Origin of the sequence: Mitsuaria sp. WAJ17 (assembly GCF_014174515.1) — a bacterium.
GTDB lineage: Bacteria > Pseudomonadota > Gammaproteobacteria > Burkholderiales > Burkholderiaceae_C > Roseateles_B.
Genome location: NZ_JACJUG010000039.1, coordinates 15,363 through 33,118, shown reverse-complemented (window position 1 = coordinate 33,118; position 17,756 = coordinate 15,363). Strand labels below are relative to the sequence as shown.

General features: G+C 69.5%; 15 protein-coding genes. 2 read left to right on the top strand and 13 right to left on the bottom strand.

The window, feature by feature from the left end; genetic code table 11:
- Nucleotides 1-163: 163 nt before the first annotated feature.
- The 8 genes from H5407_RS21565 to H5407_RS21530 form a co-directional block, all read right to left on the bottom strand.
- Nucleotides 164-1,597 carry a S8 family serine peptidase gene (locus tag H5407_RS21565; RefSeq protein ID WP_220800739.1) on the bottom strand — a complete coding sequence of 478 codons (1,434 nt, stop codon included), beginning with the start codon at nucleotides 1,595-1,597 and terminating at the stop codon, nucleotides 164-166.
- Nucleotides 1,594-2,424: a hypothetical protein gene (locus tag H5407_RS21560; RefSeq protein ID WP_220800738.1), complete on the bottom strand. Its 831-nt coding sequence runs from the start codon at nucleotides 2,422-2,424 to the stop codon at nucleotides 1,594-1,596. The genes H5407_RS21565 and H5407_RS21560 overlap by 4 nt, the downstream gene beginning before the upstream one ends.
- Entirely contained in the window at nucleotides 2,421-2,693 is a 273-nt protein-coding gene (locus H5407_RS21555; RefSeq protein WP_183106559.1) for a hypothetical protein, read from the bottom strand. Before H5407_RS21555 ends, H5407_RS21560 begins: the two co-directional genes overlap by 4 nt.
- Nucleotides 2,693-3,751 carry a hypothetical protein gene (locus H5407_RS21550; protein WP_220800737.1) on the bottom strand — a complete coding sequence of 353 codons (1,059 nt, stop codon included), beginning with the start codon at nucleotides 3,749-3,751 and terminating at the stop codon, nucleotides 2,693-2,695. The genes H5407_RS21555 and H5407_RS21550 overlap by 1 nt, the downstream gene beginning before the upstream one ends.
- Before the next feature lie 28 nt (nucleotides 3,752-3,779).
- A complete protein-coding gene (locus H5407_RS21545; protein WP_183106558.1) occupies nucleotides 3,780-8,045 on the bottom strand; it encodes a trypsin-like peptidase domain-containing protein in 4,266 nt (1,421 codons plus the stop codon).
- A gap of 3 nt (nucleotides 8,046-8,048) precedes the next feature.
- Nucleotides 8,049-8,354, bottom strand: coding sequence for a hypothetical protein (locus H5407_RS21540; RefSeq protein ID WP_183106557.1), 306 nt, complete (start codon nucleotides 8,352-8,354; stop codon nucleotides 8,049-8,051).
- 183 nt (nucleotides 8,355-8,537) lie between these two features.
- Nucleotides 8,538-9,497 carry a bacterial transcriptional activator domain-containing protein gene (locus H5407_RS21535; RefSeq protein ID WP_183106556.1) on the bottom strand — a complete coding sequence of 320 codons (960 nt, stop codon included), beginning with the start codon at nucleotides 9,495-9,497 and terminating at the stop codon, nucleotides 8,538-8,540.
- A 198-nt stretch (nucleotides 9,498-9,695) separates the two neighbouring features.
- A complete protein-coding gene (locus H5407_RS21530) occupies nucleotides 9,696-10,217 on the bottom strand; it encodes a peptidylprolyl isomerase (protein WP_183106555.1) in 522 nt (173 codons plus the stop codon).
- Nucleotides 10,218-10,272: 55 nt separating this feature from the next.
- On the opposite strand from H5407_RS21530, the gene H5407_RS21525 reads away from it, so the two are divergent.
- Together H5407_RS21525 and H5407_RS21520 are read left to right on the top strand one after the other, a co-directional pair.
- Nucleotides 10,273-11,406, top strand: a complete 1,134-nt coding sequence (locus tag H5407_RS21525) for a cupin domain-containing protein (protein WP_183106554.1) — start codon at nucleotides 10,273-10,275, stop codon at nucleotides 11,404-11,406.
- Nucleotides 11,407-11,459: 53 nt separating this feature from the next.
- Entirely contained in the window at nucleotides 11,460-11,987 is a 528-nt protein-coding gene (locus H5407_RS21520; protein ID WP_183106553.1) for a hypothetical protein, read from the top strand.
- Nucleotides 11,988-12,744: 757 nt separating this feature from the next.
- Here the strand turns inward: H5407_RS21520 and bamC are convergent.
- From bamC to H5407_RS21495, 5 genes are all read right to left on the bottom strand, one after another.
- A complete protein-coding gene (gene bamC, locus H5407_RS21515) occupies nucleotides 12,745-13,908 on the bottom strand; it encodes an outer membrane protein assembly factor BamC (RefSeq protein WP_404935650.1) in 1,164 nt (387 codons plus the stop codon).
- Between the two features lie 65 nt (nucleotides 13,909-13,973).
- A complete protein-coding gene (dapA, locus tag H5407_RS21510; RefSeq protein ID WP_183106552.1) occupies nucleotides 13,974-14,855 on the bottom strand; it encodes a 4-hydroxy-tetrahydrodipicolinate synthase in 882 nt (293 codons plus the stop codon).
- 61 nt (nucleotides 14,856-14,916) lie between these two features.
- A complete protein-coding gene (locus H5407_RS21505) occupies nucleotides 14,917-15,498 on the bottom strand; it encodes a bifunctional 2-polyprenyl-6-hydroxyphenol methylase/3-demethylubiquinol 3-O-methyltransferase UbiG (protein WP_183106551.1) in 582 nt (193 codons plus the stop codon).
- Between the two features lie 13 nt (nucleotides 15,499-15,511).
- Complete coding sequence (locus H5407_RS21500) at nucleotides 15,512-16,306, bottom strand: SDR family oxidoreductase (protein WP_183106550.1); 795 nt, start codon at nucleotides 16,304-16,306, stop codon at nucleotides 15,512-15,514.
- A 212-nt stretch (nucleotides 16,307-16,518) separates the two neighbouring features.
- Nucleotides 16,519-17,748 carry an MFS transporter gene (locus H5407_RS21495; RefSeq protein WP_183106549.1) on the bottom strand — a complete coding sequence of 410 codons (1,230 nt, stop codon included), beginning with the start codon at nucleotides 17,746-17,748 and terminating at the stop codon, nucleotides 16,519-16,521.
- Nucleotides 17,749-17,756: the final 8 nt, after the last annotated feature.

The following is a 17,756-nucleotide window of genomic DNA, read 5'->3' as shown; positions in this document are numbered from 1 at the left end:
CGGGCCTTGCGGGTGGGGGGCGGCGGCGCCGCCGCGGCAGCGCTCGTCTTCTTGCGGGGGGCGCGCGGCGCTGCAGCGACCGGTGGGGCCGCCTTGCGCTGCGCTGTCTTCTTGGGCTTTTCGCTGGCCATGGGGGCTCCTTGTCACTCGGTCACGCTGTTGCTCAGTCATCGGCCTGCAGGCCGTCATTGCGGTCCAGCCAGTCGTCCAGGGCGCGCAGGGCGGCCAGGGCGTCAAGCACGCCGCGGCCCATGCCGGACTCGCCGGCCTGGGCATGGGGCCGGCTGCTCTGCATGAGCAGCTGGCGGGTCATCTCGGGGTCGATGGGGCAGGCCCTTGCTTCGGCCCGCGCTGCCATGAGTGCGCAGACGGCGGACACGAAGGGCGCCGCGAAGCTGGTGCCGTTGGCGCGCTGCCATCCGTTCAGGCCGCAGGTCCAGATGCCTTGCCCGGGCGCGCTGAGCGCCACGTGATCGCCGCGGGTGGAGAAGCGGGCGGGCTTGCCCTGCAGGTCCACTGCGCCGACGGCGATCACGCCCGGGAGCGCGGCCGGGTAGAAGGGCTCGGTGAGGCCGGAATTGCCGCTGGCCGCCACCAGGATCACGCCGCGCGCCAGGGCGTAGCGCACCACCTCACTGTGCGGCGGCGGCTCGTCCGGCCCCAACTGCGAGGAGGCGGTGCCGAAGCTCATATTGATGACCTTCACGCCCAGGTCGATCAGGCGCTTCATGCCCGCATCGATATTGGCCACGGAGCCGATGCCCACGCGCCGCTGGCCCTTCAGCGCGGCACCCAGCACGCGGGCAGGCAAGACCTGGCACCGGCCCGCCGCACCCGGCGGCAGCTCGGGGCTGTCGGCGCAGACGATGCCGGCGCAGCCCGTGCCGTGACCGACTTCGTCCTGCGGGTCGGCGTCCGCGCCAGCGTCGTCGCCCACCAGCTCGGGGCCACCGCTGCTGGCCTGCAGGTCCACGGTGTCGAAACCCGGGCGCAGGGCGCGGTGCAGGGCGGGATGGTCCATGACCACGCCGGTGTCGGCCAGGCCCATGATCACGGTCGGGTCGCCGGGCGCGTAGGCCAGGGCCTCGGGCAGGCGGATCAGGTCGCGGGCGGCCCAGGCTTCCTGCATGTCCACCATGGCCGCCTGGGGCAGGGCGGCGGGCAGGGGCGCGGGATGCACGGCGCTGCCGTCCAGCCCCATGTCCACCAGGCGTTCGGGCCGCGCATGCTCCACCGTGGGCAGCTGGGCCAGCGCCGTCATCAGCTCGGGCAGGCGATCGCCCTGCTGCAGCTCGATGCGCAGCACGCGGGCCACGCCGCTGAGCTGCTCGATGTCGTCGAAGCGCCGGGCACCGGCGCGCTGGGGCGCCTGCTCACGCGGGGTGCGCGCGCTGTGCACGCGGGCCAGGCGCATGCCGCCGCCGAAGTGGGACAGCAGGCGGTCGATGGGCCCGCCGTCCAGGTGTTCGCCAAAGGGCACGCCATGGCGCTGGCAGGCGCGCCAGGCCGGCACATGCTCGGGCATCTCGCCCAGGCGCAGGGTGAGCAGCAGTCGGCGCGGCAGCTGGCTGGGCCAGTCGGGGGGCAGGGCCATCATGGCTGCTCCTTGGCTGTGGCCTCGGCTTCGTGCCAGCTGCCCATGGCACCGGCGCTGAGGCGCAGGCGGGCGGTCTCGCCGTCGCCGAAGTCGATCTCGGCTTCCTGGCCCATGTGCTCGGGGTCCACGCTCAGCTCCAGCGCCATGGCCTCGGCCTGGCGCACAGGCAGCCGCTGGCCATTGACCCGCACCTGGGGCAGCCGCCCGCTCTTGAGTGAAGGCGTGCTGAGGGTGACGCGCGAGCGGGAACCGCCCTCGTCGCCGACGGCGGGTGCGCTGTCCACCCGCTGCACCCGCGGCGCTGTGGCGGCCATCATGGCCTGCTGAAGGCGGTTCACCGGCATGCGGGCCAGGCGCGCGACCACATCGGCCCCGGCGGACTTCTTCAGCTCCTGCAGCTGCTGGATGGTGTGCACGCCGATGCGCTCCAGCTGCCGCTGCTCCTCGGTGCTGATGCGCTCGCCCAGCGCTTCCTTCAGGTCCAGCTTGGCGTCGTGGGCTTCATAGCTGACGGCGTTCTCGTCGATCATGGGCTTGGTGACCGTGGTCAGCGCGAGCTTGATGCTGCTGGCCTCGGCCTCGCCCGGGCCGGCGGGGCGCACCCAGACGTCGTCCTCGACCATGCGCACGAAGGCGCGCAGATCCAGCTGCACGTCCTTCACGGCAAAGGTCAGCGGCAGTTTGCCCACGCGGGCCTTGAGCGCCATGGCGGCCTGGGCCTTGTCCAACTGCAGGGTCAGCGCCTGGATGAAGACGTCGAAGGGCACGCCCAGGTCGCCCACGCCGGACAGCTGGCTGACCTGGGGGGTGTCATCCCTGCCGCTCACGGGGACACCTCCTCTTCCAGCTCGGCACGCAGCACGAAGCGCAGGCGCGAGCGGTCCACATGCCAGTGGCCGTCGCTGCTGGAGCGCGGCAGCTCGGCCAGCAGGCAGGGGCCGCCGTCAGCGAAGACCAGGGCCAGGTCCAGGGGCAGGTCGAACTGCGCCTCGGCCAGGCGGATGCGGGCGGTGCCGGCGGGGGCGAAGGCCTCATGCAGCAGGGGTGCCATGGCGGTCTGCAGCTCGTCGATCACGGTGGAGAGGGCGCGCAGCATCAGCTCCTCCCGGGTTCAGTCGGGGCGGCCGGCATGGCGGGCGCTACGGGCGTGGCGGCAGGCAGAGGCGCTGCCGCGCGCGGGCCCAGCGCGGCATGGCGCTGGACCATGGCCAGCTTCATCGCGTCGGCCATCTTGTCCAGGGGCAGGGTCTCGGAGACGAAGTTCAGCTTGACTTCGCCGAACATGGTGGCGCTGAGGCTGGTGTCGCTCTGGGCATTGAGGTTGAGCGTGCTGACCATGGTCGATACGCCGGAGGACGCTGCCAGCGATCCGCGGCTGCCCCAGTTGCTGCTCGAGGCCGAGCCGGGGTCCTGGCCTTGGGCGTACTGCACGGTGGCCTTGTCGTTGGCCACGGCGCGGAACATGACCTTGGCGCTGATGGAGCCGTCCTTCACCGCCACGCGGTTCAGGCCCATCATAACCAGCGTGGCCAGCAGCTGCTGGCGCTCGCGGCCCAGCTGGGCGCGCGCCTGGGGCAGGACCACGCTCTCCAGTAGTTCGCTGCTGAGTTCCTGGTCGCCCACGCCGTAGTTGGCCAGCCAGGCCGGGCTGTGGCCTTCGCCGCGCGGCACCAGCATGGGCTGGCGCAGCTGGTCGTCGCTGCCGCGGGGCAGGAGCACGGCGACATCGGCGCCGTACTGTTGCGCCACCCAGTCCCGGGCCTGGTTGGTGCTGACGTTCTCCTCGGTGAACTGCTCGGTGGTCTTGGCCACGGCAGCCACCAGCTCGGCATAGCTCTCCATCTGGCGGATGGAGGCATCGACGATGGCATCGAAGGTGCCGTTGACCAGCTGGGCCACGAAGCCGGGGAAATCGACCTCGTTGATCAGGTTGCCGGTGCGCTGCGCCAGCGTTTCGGTGGCAGGCGGTTTGGGCGGGGGCGAGGGCGATGCGGGCGCCGGACCGGGGGTCAGGGCTTGCCTCGGGGCGGGCACGGCATTGCCCCCCAGCCCTGGCAGCATGCCCGGCATGCCGCCCAGGGCCTGCACACCCTCGTCGAACCCGACCGTGGGTGCCGGTGCGCTGGCGAACTGCGGATGCGTGTCCATGGCCATGGGGGGAATGGGTCCTGTGGCGGGCGCTTCAGCTCAGCACGCCGAAACCGGCGATGGCGGCACGCTGCTGACCATGGCTGGGCCGGATGGTGCGTTCCATCACACCGGACTGCGCCGGGCCGCCCGAGCCCCAGGTGTTGCCCTCGATGGTGTGCAGGGTGCCGTTGTCCTCCACGGCCACCACGATGCCCACATGCGTCTCGTGGCCGTGGGCACCCTTGAAGTAGAGGTCGCCAGGCTGGGCGCGGTAGTCGCGGGCCGGGTCATAGGGCCGGCTGGCATCAAGCAGCTGAAACTTGCCTGCGCTCTCGAACTGCTGGCGCAGGCGCGAGGCGCTGGCGCTGCCGTTGACGCCGCGGTAGCCAGCCTGGCGCAGCATGGTGGTCGCGAAGGCGGCGCAGTAGGCCGGGTTGGCCTGGCCCTGAGCGGCGCCCACCCCGCATTCCTGCAGGTACATGACGATGCGACCTTCGACGTCGGAATTGATCGTCGGGTCCTGGCCGGCCTCGCTGGCGCGCGGATTGGGCTCTTCGCGCACGCCCAGTTCGCGGGCAGCGACCTCCAGCAGGGTCTTGCGCACACCGCTGGCCGCGCCCAGGGCGTTGCGCAGGGTCTGCGAAGGCGTCGTGGGTGCCGCCGTGCGGGCGGCGAAGGCCAGGGCATCGCTGAGTTCCTGCGCCGGCATCTGGGCCTGCAGCAGGCGCGGATCCTCCTCCTCCACAGCGAGGCTGAAGGTGCTGGACTGCGTCCACTCGCCGCTGATGTTGTGGCGGCCGTTGCCGAAGAGGTGGACCTCCTGGTGGGCCAGCACGTCCGAGCCCACGACCCGGGTGAAGCGGTAGTCGAAGCGCACGCGGATGGCCGCGAAGCTGGGCGACTGGCGCGGGTAGACGATGGCGTCGTCCATGATGCGGGCATGGACCTGCAGGCCCCAGCCCACGGCGTCGTTGGTGCGCGAGAGACTGATCTGCACATTGCCCAGGGAGCGGCCATTGAACTGCCAGCGGATCTCGAAGCCGGCGGAGGTCTCGTCGCCCAGGTAGTTGCTGACCTTGGGCCAGCCGGTCAGGCGGATCACCGGTGCATCCTGGAAGGGCGCGGGATTGGCCGGGGCCTGGTCATTGGGATGCTTGAGGCCGCGCAGCTGGTCCAGCTCCACGTTGATGTCGCCCTGGTTACTGCTGATGCGCTCCATGGCGGCGCCAGCGATGGCGCTGGCGATCTCCACGGCCGCGGCCGGCACGGCCTGGGCCTCGTCCCAGCCCAGCGGCTGCTGCATCTGCGGGGCCGGCGGTGGGGCCAGGTGGAGTTCACGCTGGGGCGGGGCCGTGGCCGCCGGCTCGTTGGCGGCGAGGCTCTGTGCCTCGATCACCTCCTGAGCCAGGATGGCCGCCACGCGCGGATGGAAGCGCTCGCTGAAATGCGGCAGGATGCTGGCGGTGCCGCCGTGGCTGTTGACGTAGTCCGTCACCTTGCGCTGCAGGCTCTGCCACAGGTGGTTGGCGCCGGCCCAGACCACGGTCTCGGCGATGCCGTCGGTGGCTCGGTCGGAGGCGCGGGTGAAGAAGATGAAGCCCTCGCCGTCAGGCCGGATGCCGAACTCGCGATGCCCGCTGACTGGATGGTCGCCGGACCAGGGCGCATGGATGGTGGTGAAGCGCCAACGTCGCGCCTCGGCCAGGCTGCAGACCACGCTGGCGTTGTCGGGGCCGACGATGTCGATCTTCAGCACGGCGCCGAAGGGGCTGTTGGAACTCCACAGCGTGGCGTCGCTGGCGTCGTAGGGGATGAACTCCGAGTTGCGGGTATCGACGTAGTTGTTGATGTTCTTGCGGATCTCGGCCAGCAGGGACTCCGGCGTGGCGCCCGTGGGCAGGCGGCTGATGCGCACCTCGTAGCGGTCCAGGTTCAGCGCGCCGTGGGCGTCGGCGAAGCGCTGGATGCGCATATTGCGCGCGGCCAGCGGGGCGGTGAGGCTGGCGGGCGCCGTCCAGGTGTAGAGATCACGCCAGGCGGGCAGGTGGCGTTGCAGGCGGGTGACGTCGTCGCTGTCGATGATCAGGGCCTCGGCGGACTGACCTTCGCTGAGGCGGTTGGGCTCCTCGCCGCCCTCGCTGCCCTCCATCCCGAAGCTGACGCTGACGCCCATGTCACGGGCGCGGTCGCGGATCCACTGCACTTTGGCGCGGGTGAGGCGCACGCCCGAGTTGGTGGTGCTGTCGCGCGGGCCGGCATTGACGCCCACGACATGCACCCGTGGGAAGGCGCCGCCCTCGATCCAGTAGACCGGCGAGCCGCTGGAGCCGGCCAGCTCCTGCACGTCGTAGTGCATGACCTCGTCGGTGATCTCGCGCACATAGCCGCGGTGCACATGCTGCTTGTCCGGGTTGAGCACCGCGTTGACGATGGTGCCCACGGGATCGTCGCGGCGCGAGCGGGCCGAGTAGCCGCAGACGGCCACGCCCTCGGGCCGGCTCTGGGTCAGTTCCTCGACGGGTGAGAGGAATCCGCCCGGCGCATTGCGCGGGGCGAGCACGACGGCGAAGTCGAAGTCGCGGCTGCTGCGGGTGTAGCTGGGGTGGGCGCGCCAGGTGGTGGTCTCGAAGCGGCCGAAGGGCTCGGTTCCGGGGCCGTCACCCATCTTGCCGGGGATGACGACGAGCTTGGTGCAGCCGTTCACCACATGCGCATTGGTCAGCAGCAGGCGCTGCGCGATGAAGAAGGCGGTGGCCTTGCCAATCATGCGCTCGCCGTTGTAGCAGAGCACCTGGCAGATGGCGCTGTGGGGCAGGGCATGGGTGTCATCCACGCCGGCGATCCAGCGCACGGTGTCGGCGAAGAGGCGGATCTGGTCGCCCAGGGTGCCGTTGTAGGCCTTGAGCAGCACCTCCTGGGGCTCAACCCAGCCCTGGGGCTGGACGCCCTGTTCTGGCTTCTGCGCGGCGTACGGTGCACCGGCGTCGGGGCCATCCTCGTCGAGCGCGAACTGGATGCCGAAGGGCACGTCCTCCGCCTTCAGATGGCCCACATAGCCCAGGCGGCCCTGCGCGAAGCGGGCCACTGCCTCGGGCGTGCTCTGCGAGGGCGGGCTGCTCAGCAGCGTGATGCCGGCGCGCTGGTAGGCCTCCAGCACCAGCTGCGAGCAGTAGACGGCATGGGCCTGCTGGCGCGGCACGCTCAGCAGGCGGCTGATGGCATCGACCACGGCGCCCGTCACCGGCGCCACGATGGCCACGCCCCGCTGCACGATGCCGGGGTAGTTGTAGGGCTGATCCTTGAACTGGCGGGCCTCGCGCAATACGCGGTCGCGCTGGGCGGCCGTGAGGTTGGGTACACGGTAGGCCACGGCCAGGATGGCGTCGCTGATCGCGCCATCCAGCGCCACCTCGCGCACGCCGGAGCCCACGGCCTCGATGACGCGGCCGCCGCCCAGGTACAGCATCACATGGCTGACTGGCGACAGCGTGCCCAGGCGGATCGCGCGAGAGACCCAGGCCCGCGTGGTGCTGACGATGATGTCGCCGGCCTGCAGCGCATCCAGGCCGATGGAGCGGCCGCCGGCGCCGGGGTCCAGGGGGATGTCCATGGCCTGCGTGTCCGGGGACTGGCTCGCGGGCTGCTCGCCCGTGTCCTTTTGGCGGTAGGCCTGCACACCCTCGTCTGCCTGGGCGGCGGGGAAGGGGCCGAAGCCATCGTCATAGTCCAGGCCGGCAGCGACCGGCGTGCCGCCGCCGGCGGGGGCGGCAGCGCCGTTCGTGGCGGGCGGGCGTGCTGCGCTCGGGGCTGCGGCGGGAGGGGCGGTGCTTGCGGTGGTGGCGGGGCGGGGCGCGCTGCTGTCGCCGCCCCATTCGAGGCTGGGGTCCCGGCCGGCCGCCGCCTGGCCGTAGGAACTGCCGTTGAAGGTGCCTACGGCCCTGCGCAGGCCGCGCTCGCTCAGGCCGCTGAGCGAGACGTACATATTCCCGCTCTGTGGCAGCTGCACGAAGTCGGGCTGCTGCGGCGTGCCGTCCTTGTAGGTGGCCAGGCCGAAGTAGAGCTTGGGCTGGCCCACGAAGTTGGCCAGCACGTCCTGGGGCAGCAGGTAGACAGCCTCACCGCGGCGCGCGCGCAGCACACCCTGTGCGCGGCTGGAGTAGAAGTTGCGCCGGCCACGCCGGCCGCGAGCGTCCGCACGGAACAGGGCGGGGTCGGTGGCCACGGCCACTTCGAACAAGGGACTCTCCGTGCGGATGGTGAAGCCCAGCACGCTGAAGCGGTCATCCACCTGGTCTCGATTGGCCTGAATGCGTGGCATCGCTCACTCCTTGGGTCGCTGCTCGGGGGGCTCGTCCTCATCGAAGACTTGCTCCCAGAATCGGTTGGGGGCCTCGATGCCGAGGGTGCGCAGGTGCCGATCCATGAAGCTGGGCACTGCGTTCAGCTCACGGAAGAAGGCCCGCTCGCCGCTCTCGACATGCTCGATGGACCCCCGCCAGTCACGCACGCCGCGCGCCGGTTGATCGCCGTGCTCGCACCACACCCTCACGATGAAGGCGGCGCTGCGGTCGTTGATCAAGGCCATGGCATTGGGGCGCTGTTGGGGGCGCAATGTGGGCGAACTCATCTTGCGACCGCGCTCATCACTGCCGCATCACAGCGACATCACACGGCCATCACAGGCCAGGGTGAGGGCTGTGATGAGTCGGTGACTGTTGTGACGGCGGGGCGCAGCAAGGCACGCGCGGCCCTGGCGGGCCGCGCGTTCATGCAGCAGGGGAGGAGTACGGGGAAGGCGGGCCGGCGAGGCTCAGTGGCCGAAGTCCAGCTGCGTCTGCAGATGGGCGTCGGCCTGGGCCAGGTGCCAGCGGGCCTGGAGCAGGGCCTCGTTCCAAGGCAGCAAGGCCTGGAGGTTCACGGCTCGCTCGGCCGGCGGGAAGACCGCCGCGGGTGCGGGGAGGCTGGTGTTGTCGGGCGTCGGCGCCGAGGGCCGCGTGGCCTCTCGGGCGATCTCCTGGTAGAGCGCCAGGGTCTCGGCCATGGGGGCGATGGCCAGCTCGCGCTTGAGCGCGGCGCGGCAGCGCTCGAACTGGGTCAGGGCCAGGGCGCGCTGGCCGGCGGCGAGATGGCAGCGCATCAGCTCGCGGTGGACGTCCTCGCGCAGGGCGTCCATGTCCAGCATGGCCTCGCCGTGCTGGATGGCGTCCTGCCACTGGCCCTGCAGACTGCTGAGGTGCATCAGCCGCGCCAGGGCGCCGAGCTGCATGCGGCGGTGGCGCTCGCGCAGGCGCAGGGCCCAGTCGTCCTGGTAGCCGGCCAGCACATCGCCGCGGTAGAGCTGGATGGCCTCGCGCAAGGCGCGAACGTCAGAAGCCTCCAGCTGTTCCACCGGCCGAGCCAGGGGCTTCTCGACCAGAGTCAGGTATCGCTCCAAGTCGGACTGCACCTGCACATGGCGGGCGATGCGCACGCCGCCCTGGCGGTCGGTCTCGATGATGGCGCCACTCGCCAGCGGAGGTTGCTCCAGGGCCCGGCGCAGACGCCACAGCAGGGTGTTGAAACAGGCGGCGCTGGCCGACTCCGGCCCGCCTCCCCACAGCTCGCGGCACAGCTCGCCGCGGTTGAGGGCCTGCCCGCGGCCCAGAGCCAGCAGGGCCAGCAGGCCGCCCAGGCGCCCGCTGAGTGCGAGGCTGCGCTGCGGGGCCCAGTGGCCGGTGTGCAGGCTGACGCTGTAGGCGCCAAACAGTTCCAGGCGTAGCTGAACGTCCATATCGCTCTGTGGCGCCTGCCTGCGCTGGCGCGTATGAGAACCGCTGGGCTGGCGATCTTTGCACAACTGCTCAGTTGAGCAGCCCCCTACTGTCAGAATTAGCAGGGTCGAATCTAGGGATTTGCAACAGCGCCGAGGCGCACCCCAGAAAGCAAAAAGGGCTGCACGAGGCAGCCCGGTCTGGCGAGGCGACGGGTCTCAGTGCAGCGATTCCCCAGGAGGCGCGCCATTGACGATGCTGAAGACGGCCTCGCCGACGGAGCCGGCCTCGATCTCTTCCTCTGTGGCTTCGCGGACGTCGCGCACGCGCAAGTGCATGCGCAAGCCCACGCCAGCCAGGGGGTGATTGCCGTCCAGCACCACGTGCTCGGGGTAGACCTCGGTGACGGTGTAGATCAGGTCCTGAGGCATGTCCTCGGTGGCGGCGCCTTCAGGCATGCCTTCGAACTGCATGCCGACATCGACGTTCTCCGGCATCACGCTGCGGGCCTCGAAGCAGACGAGCTTGGCGTCGTAGTCGCCGAAGGCGTGTTCGGGGTCCAGAGCCACGCTGGCCTCGAAGCCGGCTTCCTGGCCGGCAATGGCTTCCTCGACCTTGGCAAAGAGGTCGTCGCCGCCGAAGAAGAACTCCAGCGGTTCGGCCAGCTCGTCGATCAGCTGGCCTTGGGCATCTTCCAGTCTCCAGCTCAGGGAGACGACGCAGGGGGCGGTGATTTGCATGGCACGATTGTCCCACGGCAAGAGACCCGGGCTGCCGCGCGGCGACAATGGCTGCATGAACACAAGCCTCAAGACCCCGCTGCTGGGCGGCCAGAGCCCGGACCAATTCATGCGCAAGTACTGGCAGCGCAAGCCCCTGCTGGTGCGCCAGGCCTTGCCGGGCATCCAGCCTCCCGCCAACCGCGCCGAGCTCGCCGCGCTGGCCGCCAGCGAGGACGTAGAGTCCCGCCTGGTCTCGCAGTTCCAGGGCAAGTGGGCCCTCAAGCAGGGCCCCGTGACCAGGCTGCCGCCCTGGAGCAAGCCCAACTGGACCCTGCTGGTGCAAGGCCTGGACCTGCATGTCCAGGCGGCGCAGGAGCTGTTGGCAAAGTTCCGCTTCGTGCCCGAGGCACGTCTGGACGACCTGATGATCTCCTATGCCACCGATGGCGGCGGCGTGGGGCCGCATTTCGATTCCTACGACGTCTTCCTGATCCAGGTCCACGGCAAGCGCCACTGGCGCATCGGCCGACAGGGGCATGCGACCACGGGCGCCCTGCGTCCGGACGTGCCGGTCAAGCTGCTGGCGGACTTCGAACCCGAGCAGGAGTTCACCCTGGAGCCGGGCGACATGCTCTACCTGCCGCCGGGCTGGGCGCACGACGGCATTGCCATCGGTGAATGCATGACCTGCTCGGTGGGCTTCCGCACTCCCTGGCGCGCCGAGTTGGCCCGCGAACTGCTGCAGCGCCTGATGGACGATGAGTCCCAGGCCTATGCCAACAAGATGTACGCGGACCCGAAGCAGCCGGCCACCGAGACCCCAGGCGCCATTCCCCAGCAGCTGCTGGACTTCTCCCGCGATGCCTGCGAGCGCGCCCTGCGCGAACCCCTGGCCCTGGAGCGTGCGCTGGGCGAAGCCCTCACTGAGCCCAAGCCCAAGGTCTTCTTCGAGATGGGTGATGCCCTGCCCGAGGGCACGGGCGCCGTGCTGGATCGCCGCAGCCGCATGATGTACGACGCGGCCCATGTCTTCATCAACGGTGAGTCCTACCGTGCTGGCGGGCGTGATGCCAAACTGATGCGTCGCCTGGCCGACCAGCGCGCCCTCGGCGCCCGCGAAGTGGCCCAGCTGTCCGATGGCGCCCGCGAGCTGCTGGACCAGTGGGCCGAGGATGGCTGGGTGCAGCCTGCCGGCGACTCGGCCTGAACCCGCCTGAACCCACCGGACCCGCCTGGCCGCAGGACTTGAAGGAGCAGCCCATGGACGCATCGATGGACACCCCGGATCCCGGCGCGGCACCGCAATCCGTGCTGCTGGAAGGCCAGGCCGCCGTCGAGGCGGCCCTGCTGGAGCAACTGCTGCAGGCCTGCCGCGATGGCGCGCCGCAGATCTGCTGCTTCGATGCGGACTTCCAGCACTGGCCGCTGTCTAACCCGCAGCTGCTGGAGGCCCTGCGCCAATGGGTGGCCCCGCGGCGGCGTCTGCGACTGCTGGCGCGGGACTATCAGGCCATGGCCCGCCGCCATCCGCGTTTCGTGCAGTGGCGGCAGATCTACGGCCATGTGGTGGAGGCCCGCCAGCTGAGCGAGGAAGGCCCGGTGGACCATCGCCGGCCGGTCGCCCTGCTGCTGGGACGGGAGCCGCAGATGTGGCGCCTGATCGATGCGCGACAGGGGCGGGCGGTGCTTGAAAGCGATGCCAGTGCGCATGGCGCCGCGCTTGAATGGTTTGATGCGGTCTCGCAACGTTCAGAAGAATCCTTTGCCGCCAGCACTTTGGGTCTTTAACTAGCGCCGAAAGCTGACGCTATAATTTCGGGCTAGGCGAGGGAAGCGCTCGAGGTTTCCACGTCTTGTTCTGCCGAGTTGCTCATGGGCGCAGTCGTTTTGGACTTCAAAGTCTTGGACGCAATCGTTTTGTGGCCTGCTCGAAGAATTACCGGTAATTGAATCTCCGTCTAATAGATCTTGAGGACAAGTATGAATAAGTCGATCCTGTTGGCTTCCCTGCTGGCTGCTGCTGCCCTGACCGCTTGCGGCAAGAAGGCCGAAGAAGCTGCTCCTGCTGCTGCCCCGGCTCCTGCCGCTGCTCCGGCTCCCGCTGCTTCGGAAGCTGCTTCGGCTCCCGCCATGGACGCTTCGGCTCCTGCCGCTGCTGACGCCGCTTCGGCTGCCGCCAGCAAGTAATCGGATCCCCGATTCAGGAAAAACCGCCGTGCCGCAAGGCCGGCGGTTTTTTCTTGCCTGTACGTTTCGAAGCGGCTTCGGGCGCAAGGTCTGACCCCATGGTGCCAGCGCGAGGCTGAATCGCCATTGCGGCGCGCAAGCCACAAGCGCACCTTGCGCTTTCTGCGTCTCACCCTGCCAGCGCTCGCCAGCGCGCGGCTGGCCGCGCCAGGCAGGCCTGTGGACGGGCGCACAAAGGGCGTGCTTCGCGGACGCCTCTTCGCCGCGCTGTCGTCTTCGCTGCAATGCAAAAGCCTCTGGAGCCGAAGCGCCCAGAGGCTTTGGGGTCGTCGAGAACGCGGGGCGGGGCCCGCCCTTCTCAACGAAGGTCTTCCTGGAGCAGGGACAGGATGCGCTTGGCGTTGTCGTCGGTCTGCTGCACGCCCTGGCTGTCGGTGATGCTCACCACAGTCTTGCTGCCCTCGCTCTTCACGAGCACGCGGTAACGGTTGGCCGTGACGGTCTTGCCGAAACCGAAGAGACGCGAGAAGAAATTGGGCTCTTCCTTGCCGACCAGGTTGGGATCGGCATAGCGCAGGAAGAACAGGCCCAGCTTGCGGTCGCGGTCCTCGACCGTGAAGCCGTGGCGGTCCAGCGACTGGCCCACGCGGCGCCAGGCGCGGTCGAAGTCCTCGCTGATGCTCAGGCTGGTCGGCACCTCGGCCAGGCTGCGGGCCTTGGGTTCGACGGCCAGCTTGGTGGTGCTGGCACTGCCGGCGTTAGCCTGCAAGGCTTCCTTGGCGTCCGCCTCGCGGCCGCCGAGCTTGAGCATCAGGCGGGACAGCATCTCGCCTTCCAGCGAAGCGTCAGCCGGACGAGGCTGCCACACCGTCTGGTCGCGCTGCTGGCTGGTGTAGACCTCCTGCATGCCGCGGTGGTAGATGGTGATCTCGGTGCCGCCGTTGACCCGCTCGACGCGGGTGCGGTATTTGTCCCGCTCGCCGGTGGAGTAGAGATTGTCCAGGGCCTGGCCGATGGTGCGGCGGATGAAATCCAGCGGCAGCTTGGCGCGGTTCTCGGCCCAGCTGGTTTCCATCACGCCGACTTCGGCCTGCTCGCTGGCGATCTCGAAGCCCATGCCCATCCAGAAACCGCGGATCTGAGGCCACAGTTGTTCGGGCGGCAGGCTGCTGCGCAGCACGCGCTGGCCGTTGACGCGCTCCAGCTTGATGTCGCCTACGGCATTGAGTGCCACGTTGGCGGCAGCGGCGGTGGTGCTGGGACGGGAGGCGGTCTTCTGGTTGGCCATCTCGGAGGCCGTGACCACGCCGCCGTTGCTTCGGCGCTCCTGGTTCAGCTGGGTCAGGTCCGGCGGCACGTCCAGGCCACTCGTCTGCCGGGCACCGGTGCGGTAATCGACCTTGTCGGTGCCGATCATGCCTTCGATGGAACTGCAGGCCGTCAGCGAGGCCAGCGAGACCAGGACAAGACCAGAGGCCAGGCCCTTGGACGGGGCAGAAAGAGAACGAGTCACGCTAGACATCTCCAAGAGAACACGGGCGGTGTTGTACCGCAGATTTGGCGCAAATCCGCGGCTCACACCTCAAATCACAGCAGGCCGCCTTCGCGCAGGGCCTGTTCGACACTGGCCTGGCCCGCGGCGGTCAGCGGGGTGATGGGCAGACGCAGGGCGGCCTTGCAGCGGCCCAGGCGCTCCAGCGCCCACTTGGTGGGGGCTGGGCTGGGCTCACAGAACAGCTGCTTGTGAAGGCTCAGCAACTGGAAGTGGATGCGGGTGGCTTCCTTGACGTCGCCAGCCAGCGCGGCCTTGCACAGCTGGTGCATGGCGCGCGGCGCGACGTTGGCCGTCACGCTGACATTGCCATGGCCGCCCAGCAGCATCAGGGCGATGGCGGTGCCGTCGTCACCCGAATAGATGTGGAAACCCTTGGGGGCGTTCTTGACCAGGTAGGCGGCGCGCTCGATGTTGCCGGACGCTTCCTTGACGCCAAAGACGCCAGGCAGGCTGGCGCAGCGAAGGGCGGTGTCCGGGCTCATGTCCGCCACGGTACGGCCAGGCACGTTGTAGAGCATCATGGGGATGTCCACGGCCTCGGCAATCGCCTTGTAGTGCTGGTAGATGCCTTCCTGCGAGGGCTTGTTGTAGTAGGGCACGACGGACAGCGTGCAGTCCGCGCCAACCGACTTGGCGTAGCGGCTGAGGTTGATGGCCTCGGCCGTGCTGTTGGCACCGGTGCCAGCCATGATGGGCACGCGGCGGGCAGCATGCTCGACGGCCACGCGGATGATCTCGCAGTGCTCATCGACCGTGACGGTGGGCGACTCGCCCGTGGTGCCGACCACGCCGATGCAGTCCGTGCCTTCGGCGATGTGCCAGTCAATCAGTCGGCGCAGGGCGTCGTAATCGACGCTGCCGTCGTCCTGCATCGGGGTCACCAGAGCCACGATGCTGCCAAGAATCGGTTTCATGAGGGTTCCTCGTAATCAGCGGATTCTACTGAAGCGCCGGGCCAGTCCGGTCGAAGCGGCTTCAGGGTAAGTGATAGCGGGCCTGCGGGTCGCCCGGCGTTCGCTCGCGAACGGCGGCAACGCGCTGGATCTGGCGCGGGTTGACGCTGGCCCCATCGCCATCGACGAAGCCGTCTTCGTAGCCCACGATGCGCAGGCTGCGGGCGGCCTCGAGCAGCTCGCCGCGGCGCAGCAGGAAGTCCGGGCGCGAGGGCCGGCCCAGCAGCTGGTGGCCGTCGGCAAAGGTCTCGTAAACCAGCCAACCGCCGGGCGCCACGGCCTTGACGATGTGTGGCAGCAAAGGGCGCCAGAGGTAGTTCGTGACCAGCACGAGGTCGAACTGCCGCTCGTCCAGGGGCCAGGGCGCGCCTTCTAAGTCGGCCTCCACCAGCTCGGCGCCGCTGTGCCGCAGGCCGGCCAGGGCCAGGGCGTCGCGATCCACGGCGCAGACCTGCAGGCCGCGCTCGCGCAGCCAGCGCACATGGCGGCCGCTGCCGCAGGCGAGGTCCAGCGCGGTCTGGCCGGCGCTGAAGTGCTGCTGCCAGCGCAGGAGCCAGGGTGAGGGGGCGGCGTGGAGGGGAGGATTGAGGGTCAGGTCTTGCATGCCGTGGCGCAGCTCAGTGCTGCTTGTTGAGGGCCTTGATCGCCAGCCGATCGACCACGCCCGGCGCGATCAGCTTGAGCCAGCGGCCCAGGCGACCCTTGGCGCTCATCACGATGTCGCGCTCCCGATGCAGGGCGCCTTCAAGGATGAGGCGCGCGCAGGTGTCCACGCTCATGGCGCTGCGCTCGTCCAGGCCGCTGCGGCCGGCGGGCTGGCCGTTGGCGCCGAAGCCCCGGTAGCGGATCTCGGTCGCCACCACGCCCGGGTAGGCGATGGTGACCGAGACGCCTGCCGACGCCAGCTCCACCCGCAAGGCCTCGAAGAAGCCGGTCATCGCGAACTTGGTGGCGCTGTAGGCCGTGCGTCCCGGCACGCCCACCAGGCCAGCCAGGCTGGACACCGCCACCAGCCGCCCCTGGCTGGCCTTGAGCCAGGGCAGGGCGGCATGGCTGCACCAGACGGCGCTCCAGTGGTTGATGCGCATCAGCTGCTCGTACCAGCCCAGGTCCTGGACCTCCTCCAGCAGGGCATGGGCCGACATGCCCGCGTTGTTGACCATCACGTCGATGCCCCCGAAGGCCTCGGTGGCCGCACGGACCAGGCCCTGGCAGGCAGCCTGCTCGGCGAGATCGGCCGCATGCACCAGCGTGGCGGCACCCAGGGCCTCGCAGTGCGCGGCTACGGCCTGCAGCTTGGGCCGCTGGCGGCCGCTGAGCACCAGCTTCAGGTCCGGGCCCTGGCGAGCGGCCCATTGCCTGGCCAGTTCGGCGCCGATGCCGTCGGAAGCGCCGGTGATGATGACGATCATGGGGGGTCCTGCAGATGAGGGCGCCGTCCGGGAATGGATGGCGCCGAGCGCGCTCCCGGCCTCAGAAACAGCTCAGCAGCTGGTTGCCCAGTTGCAGCATCAGGGTCGGGTCCTGGTAGGCCGCGAAGGCCAGCAGCAGCGCGAGCGCGATCATGCCTCGCAGCAGCCAAACCCGCCAGGGCGCGCGCGAACGCGCTTGTCCCCTCATGGCGTCACGCCGGCAGGGGCTGGCGCGCGATGGCCTGCTCGCGCACCGGCAGGTTGACCAGGGCCGCCATCACGCCCAGGCCGATGGCCAGCAGCCAGACAACGTCATAGCTGCCCGTGGCGTCATAGAGCTTGCCGCCCAGCCACACACCCAGGAAGCTGCCGATCTGGTGGCTGAAGAAAACAAACCCACCCAGCATGGACAGGTGCTGCGGGCCGAAAATCTGCAGCACCACGGCATTGGTGGGCGGCACGGTGGACAGCCAAAGAAAGCCCATCACGGCCGAGAAGATCCACACGCTGGGCGCGCTCAGCGGCGCCAGCAGGAAGACGCTGATGGTCACGGCCCGCAGTGCGTAGATGGCCGAGAGCAGGTAGCGCTTGGGATAGCGCTGTCCCGCCAGGCCGGCGGTGTAGGTGCCGAATATGTTGAAGAGCCCGATCAGGGCCAGCGAGGTGGTGGCCAGCCCCGGGTCCAGGCCGTGGTCCTTCAGGTAGCTGGGCATGTGCACAGCGATGAACACCACCTGGAAGCCGCAGACGAAGTAGCCCAGCATCAGCAACTGGAAGCTGCGGTAGCCGAAGGCCTCGCGCAGGGCCTGGGCGATGCTCTGGTGCGGGCCGGCATGCGCGGGCGCTGGGCCTTTTTCGCGCAGGCCCAGGGCCAGGGGGATGATCAGCAGAGCGGCGCCGGCCAGCACCCACAGGGCCTGTTGCCAGCCCAGGCCGGCAATGAGACGGCTCTCCAGCGGGATCATGCAGAACTGCCCGAAGGAGCCCGCCGCCGCCGCCACGCCAAAGGCCCAGGAACGCTTTTCGGGGCTCACCGCCCGGCCCAGCACGCCGTAGATCACCGCATAGGTGGTGGCCGACTGCGCCATGCCGATCAGGAGGCCGGCGCTGCCGGTGAAGGCCAGGCCCGACTGCGAGACCGACATCAGCACCAGGCCCAGGGCATACAGCAGGGCGCCGACCACCAGGGCCTTCCACGCGCCGAAACGGTCGGCCAGCATGCCGGCGATGGGGCCGGCCGCACCCCAGGCAAGGTTCTGCACGGCCAGGGCGAAGGCGAAGGTCTCCCGCGGCCAGCCCCGCTCCACGGTGATGGGCTGCAGCCAGAGGCCAAAGCCGTGGCGTATGCCCATGGACAGCGTCACGATGAGTGCCCCGCAGAGGAGAACTTGCCGGACCGAGGGGGTGTTGGCCGGGAGGCCGGGGGGCGACGGGTACTGCATCGCCCCAC

Coding starts and splice junctions, on each gene's coding strand:
- H5407_RS21520 (WP_183106553.1), top strand. CDS start 11,460: ATGGACGCATCGATGGACACCCCGGATCCCGGCGCGGCACCGCAATCC.
- H5407_RS21555 (WP_183106559.1), bottom strand. CDS start 2,693: ATGCTGCGCGCCCTCTCCACCGTGATCGACGAGCTGCAGACCGCCATG.
- H5407_RS21505 (WP_183106551.1), bottom strand. CDS start 15,498: ATGCAAGACCTGACCCTCAATCCTCCCCTCCACGCCGCCCCCTCACCC.
- H5407_RS21500 (WP_183106550.1), bottom strand. CDS start 16,306: ATGATCGTCATCATCACCGGCGCTTCCGACGGCATCGGCGCCGAACTG.
- bamC (WP_404935650.1), bottom strand. CDS start 13,908: ATGTCTAGCGTGACTCGTTCTCTTTCTGCCCCGTCCAAGGGCCTGGCC.
- H5407_RS21545 (WP_183106558.1), bottom strand. CDS start 8,045: ATGCCACGCATTCAGGCCAATCGAGACCAGGTGGATGACCGCTTCAGC.
- H5407_RS21530 (WP_183106555.1), bottom strand. CDS start 10,217: ATGCAAATCACCGCCCCCTGCGTCGTCTCCCTGAGCTGGAGACTGGAA.
- H5407_RS21525 (WP_183106554.1), top strand. CDS start 10,273: ATGAACACAAGCCTCAAGACCCCGCTGCTGGGCGGCCAGAGCCCGGAC.
- dapA (WP_183106552.1), bottom strand. CDS start 14,855: ATGAAACCGATTCTTGGCAGCATCGTGGCTCTGGTGACCCCGATGCAG.
- H5407_RS21540 (WP_183106557.1), bottom strand. CDS start 8,354: ATGAGTTCGCCCACATTGCGCCCCCAACAGCGCCCCAATGCCATGGCC.
- H5407_RS21550 (WP_220800737.1), bottom strand. CDS start 3,751: ATGGCCATGGACACGCATCCGCAGTTCGCCAGCGCACCGGCACCCACG.
- H5407_RS21495 (WP_183106549.1), bottom strand. CDS start 17,748: ATGCAGTACCCGTCGCCCCCCGGCCTCCCGGCCAACACCCCCTCGGTC.
- H5407_RS21535 (WP_183106556.1), bottom strand. CDS start 9,497: ATGGACGTTCAGCTACGCCTGGAACTGTTTGGCGCCTACAGCGTCAGC.
- H5407_RS21565 (WP_220800739.1), bottom strand. CDS start 1,597: ATGATGGCCCTGCCCCCCGACTGGCCCAGCCAGCTGCCGCGCCGACTG.